Raw genomic sequence first — 4,260 nt, 5'->3', positions numbered from 1 at the left:
GGTTCGAGTAATTAGGCGCGGCCGGAGGAGAGAAGTGCATGACGCAAGTCACGGTGAAACAACTGGCCGATGAGGTCAAAACACCGGTTGAGCGCCTGTTGCAGCAGATGCGTGAGGCAGGTCTGCCGCACACCGCCGCCGATGAAGGTGTGAGCGATAGCGAGAAGCAGTCCCTGTTGACGCACTTGAAGAGCAGTCACAAGGCTAAAGTGGAAGAGCCGCGCAAGATTACCTTGCAGCGCAAGACCACCAGTACATTGCGCGTTGCTGGCAGCAAGAGCATCAGCGTTGAAGTACGCAAGAAGAAAGTTTTCGTACAGCGCAGCCCGGAAGAAATCGAAGCCGAGCGCAAACGCGAGCAGGACGAGCGTCGTGCGGTAGAAAATGCCGCCCGTCAGAAGGCCGAGGAAGAAGCCCGTCTGCGCGCCGAAGAAGAAGCGCGCCGTCAGCCTGCGCCTGCTCCTGAAGCGGCTGCACCGGTTGCTGCTGCAGAACCTGAACCGGCTCCGCGCGCTGTCGCCGAGCCTGCTCAGCAAGCACCTGTTGCAGCGCCTGCTCCGGCAGCCGATGCCCGCAAGCGTGACGAGCCTCGTCGCCCTGACAAGCCACGTGCCGACGATAGCAATCGTCGCGGTGGCGGCAATGGCGACGGCGAGCGCAAGAACGCGCCGCACCGTGCCACCGTCAAGGAAAAGGCTCCGGCTGTGCGCGTCGCTCCACGTACCACCGACGAAGAAAGCGATGGCTTCCGTCGCGGCGGTCGTGGCAAGGCCAAGCTGAAGAAACGCAACGCTCACGGCTTCCAGAACCCTACCGGTCCTGTGATTCGTGAAGTGAAGATCGGCGAGACCATCACTGTGGGCGACCTCGCTCAACAGATGTCGGTCAAGGCTGCCGAGATCATCAAGTTCATGTTCAAGCTGGGCACTCCAGCCACCATCAACCAGGTACTGGATCAGGAAACTGCCCAGCTGGTCGCCGAAGAACTGGGCCACAAAGTGACCCTGGTCAGCGACACCGCCCTGGAAGATTCCCTGGCCGAGTCCCTGAAGTTCGAAGGCGAAGCTGTTGGCCGTGCGCCGGTCGTGACCGTAATGGGCCACGTTGACCACGGTAAGACCTCGCTGCTGGACTACATCCGTCGTGCCAAGGTAGCTGCTGGCGAAGCCGGTGGCATCACCCAGCACATCGGTGCTTACCACGTTGAAACCGATCGCGGCATGGTGACGTTCCTCGACACCCCGGGTCACGCCGCGTTTACCGCAATGCGTGCCCGTGGTGCCAAGGCCACCGACATCGTGATCCTGGTTGTTGCAGCTGACGACGGCGTGATGCCGCAAACCATCGAAGCCGTTCAGCACGCTGTTGCTGCCGGTGTTCCGCTGGTAGTTGCAGTGAACAAGATCGACAAGCCGGGCGCTGACCTGGACCGTATCCGCAGCGAACTGTCGGTTCACGGCGTAACGTCCGAAGAGTGGGGTGGCGACACTCCATTCGTCCCGGTCTCCGCGAAGATGGGTACCGGTGTCGACGAACTGCTTGAAGCCGTATTGCTGCAGGCCGAGGTTCTGGAACTGACCGCCACTCCATCGGCTCCTGGCCGTGGTGTCGTGGTCGAGTCCCGCCTGGACAAGGGCCGTGGCCCGGTGGCTACCGTGCTGGTTCAGGACGGTACCCTGCGTCAGGGCGACATGGTCCTGGTCGGTTCGAACTATGGCCGCGTTCGCGCCATGCTCGACGAGAACGGCAAGCCGATCAAGGAAGCAGGTCCTGCCATTCCGGTCGAGATCCTCGGCCTGGACGGTACGCCAGATGCTGGCGACGAGATGAGCGTGGTTGCCGACGAGAAGAAAGCCCGTGAAGTGGCTCTGTTCCGTCAAGGCAAGTTCCGCGAAGTCAAGCTGGCCCGTGCTCACGCCGGCAAGCTGGAAAACATCTTCGAGAACATGGGTCAGGAAGAGAAGAAGACGCTCAACATCGTCCTCAAATCCGACGTCCGTGGTTCTCTGGAAGCCCTGCAAGGCGCTTTGAATGGCCTGGGCAACGACGAAGTACAAGTGCGTGTAGTGGGCGGCGGCGTCGGTGGTATCACCGAAAGCGACGCCAACCTGGCGCTGGCTTCCAACGCTGTACTGTTCGGCTTCAACGTGCGTGCCGATGCTGGCGCTCGCAAGATCGTCGAGCAGGAAGGCCTGGACATGCGTTACTACAACGTCATCTACGACATCATCGAAGACGTCAAGAAGGCCCTCACCGGCATGCTTGGCAGCGACGTCCGGGAGAACATCCTGGGTATCGCCGAAGTACGCGACGTGTTCCGTTCGCCGAAATTCGGCGCGATCGCAGGTTGCATGGTTGTCGAAGGTACCGTTTACCGTAACCGTCCGATCCGCGTACTGCGTGAAGACATCGTTATCTTCGAAGGCGAGCTGGAATCCCTGCGCCGCTTCAAGGATGACGCTTCCGAAGTGCGTAACGGCATGGAATGCGGTATCGGCGTCAAGAGCTACAACGACGTCAAGGTCGGCGACAAGATCGAAGTCTTCGAGAAGGTCCAGGTTGCTCGCAGCCTCTAACTCGCGAGCTTCAGGAGCCATGGCAGCAGTCGTACGCAAGTGCGCCGCCGCCATGGACTCTCAACGCAACGCCCGGTCCGGCTTCTGCCAGGCCGGGCGTTTGCCGCTTTCAGACTGTACGGCTTTCGCCGTCCGGTAACAGGTAACAAGACATGGCAAAAGAATACAGCCGTACCCAACGCATCGGCGATCAGATGCAGCGCGAACTGGCGCAACTGATCCGTCGCGAGATCAAGGACCCGCGCGTGGGCCTGGTCACCATCACCGCAGTGGACGTCAGCCGTGACGTGGGCCACGCGAAGATCTTCATCACCGTCATGGGTCAGGACAGCAGCGAAGAAATCGCTCAGTCGATCAAGGTGCTGAACTCCGCCGCAGGTTTCCTGCGCATGCAACTGGCCCGCGAAATGAAGCTGCGCAGCGTGCCTCAGTTGCATTTCCACTATGACGAAAGCGTGGCCCGTGGTGCGCACCTGTCTGCGCTGATCGAGCGCGCGGTCGCCGAAGACGGCCAGCACGAGCCTGCCGCCAGGCAAGACGGTTCGGAGGAATAACGGCGTGGCTCAGGTCAAGCGTATTCGCCGTAACGTCAGTGGCATCATCCTGCTCGACAAACCGCTGGGGTTCACCTCCAACGCAGCCTTGCAGAAGGTTCGCTGGTTGCTCAACGCGGAGAAGGCCGGCCACACCGGCAGCCTCGACCCCCTGGCCACCGGCGTGCTGCCGCTGTGCTTCGGCGAGGCGACCAAGTTCTCCCAGTACCTGCTCGACTCGGACAAGGGTTACGAAACCCTGATGCAACTGGGCAAGACCACCACCACGGCAGACGCCGAGGGCGAAGTGTTACAAACTCGTCCGGTGACCGTTGGTCGCGCCGATATCGAAGCTGTGCTCCCCGATTTTCGTGGGCAAATCAGTCAGATACCGCCGATGTACTCGGCCCTCAAGCGTGATGGCCAGCCGTTGTACAAGTTGGCTCGCGCAGGGGAAGTGGTGGAGCGCGAGGCGCGTTCTGTTACTATTGCGCGCCTGGAATTATTGGCGAGCGAAGGCGAGACTGCGCGTCTGGCCGTCGACTGCAGCAAAGGCACCTATATTCGTACCCTGGTGGAGGATATTGGTGAGAAACTGGGCTGCGGTGCGTATGTCGCTGAACTGCGTCGCACACAGGCTGGCCCCTTCACTCTTGCCCAGACGGTAACGCTGGAAGAGCTTGAAGCGGTGCATGCCGAAGGCGGCAACGAGGCGGTCGACCGCTTCCTGATGCCATCGGACAGCGGCTTGCAGGACTGGCCCTTGCTGCAGTTCTCCGAGCACAGCTCGTTCTACTGGTTGCACGGGCAGCCGGTAAGAGTCCCGGATGCGCCGAAATTCGGCATGGTACGGGTACAGGATCACGAAGGACGCTTCATCGGTATCGGTGAAGTGAGCGAAGACGGGCGTATTGCGCCGCGTCGGCTGATTCGGTCAGAGTGACCGAACCCGTCGGGTCGGGGTTGTCCTGGCACGGCGGTACGAGGGTGGCTGTTAACAGGCATGGTCACTCCTCTTTTATAGATACAGGGATTTGTCCCTGGCCTGTTGAAGCTGTTTCCCTGAAACAGTTTCCTGATAAAAGGATTGCCTCATGGCTCTCGACGTTCAAGAAAAAGCTCAAATCGTTGCTGACTACCAGCAAGCTGTT

The 4,260-nt window shown here is 60.5% G+C and carries 3 protein-coding genes and 1 pseudogene (1 of these 4 running past the window's edge); all 4 read left to right on the top strand.

All coding sequences use genetic code 11. The features are described from left to right. Positions 1-38 precede the first annotated feature (38 nt). On the top strand, positions 39-2,576 hold the full coding sequence (gene infB / locus ACIPO9_RS26795; protein WP_400610989.1) for a translation initiation factor IF-2: 2,538 nt from the start codon (positions 39-41) through the stop codon (positions 2,574-2,576). 152 nt (positions 2,577-2,728) lie between these two features. Next, the gene (rbfA, locus tag ACIPO9_RS26790; RefSeq protein WP_274135913.1) at positions 2,729-3,130 is read left to right on the top strand and encodes a 30S ribosome-binding factor RbfA; all 402 of its coding nucleotides are present in this window, start codon (positions 2,729-2,731) and stop codon (positions 3,128-3,130) included. Between the two features lie 4 nt (positions 3,131-3,134). After that, positions 3,135-4,052, top strand: coding sequence for a tRNA pseudouridine(55) synthase TruB (gene truB / locus ACIPO9_RS26785; RefSeq protein WP_274135912.1), 918 nt, complete (start codon positions 3,135-3,137; stop codon positions 4,050-4,052). Between the two features lie 77 nt (positions 4,053-4,129). Next, positions 4,130-4,260, top strand: a pseudogene (locus ACIPO9_RS26780) (30S ribosomal protein S15) (it continues 130 nt past the right edge of the window).

Origin of the sequence: Pseudomonas sp. NPDC090203 (genome assembly GCF_044746765.1) — a bacterium.
In the GTDB taxonomy this organism is placed as follows: domain Bacteria; phylum Pseudomonadota; class Gammaproteobacteria; order Pseudomonadales; family Pseudomonadaceae; genus Aquipseudomonas; species Aquipseudomonas putida_AD.
The sequence above is the reverse complement of the archived record's forward strand: the minus strand, read 5'-3'. Positions and strand labels throughout refer to the sequence as shown.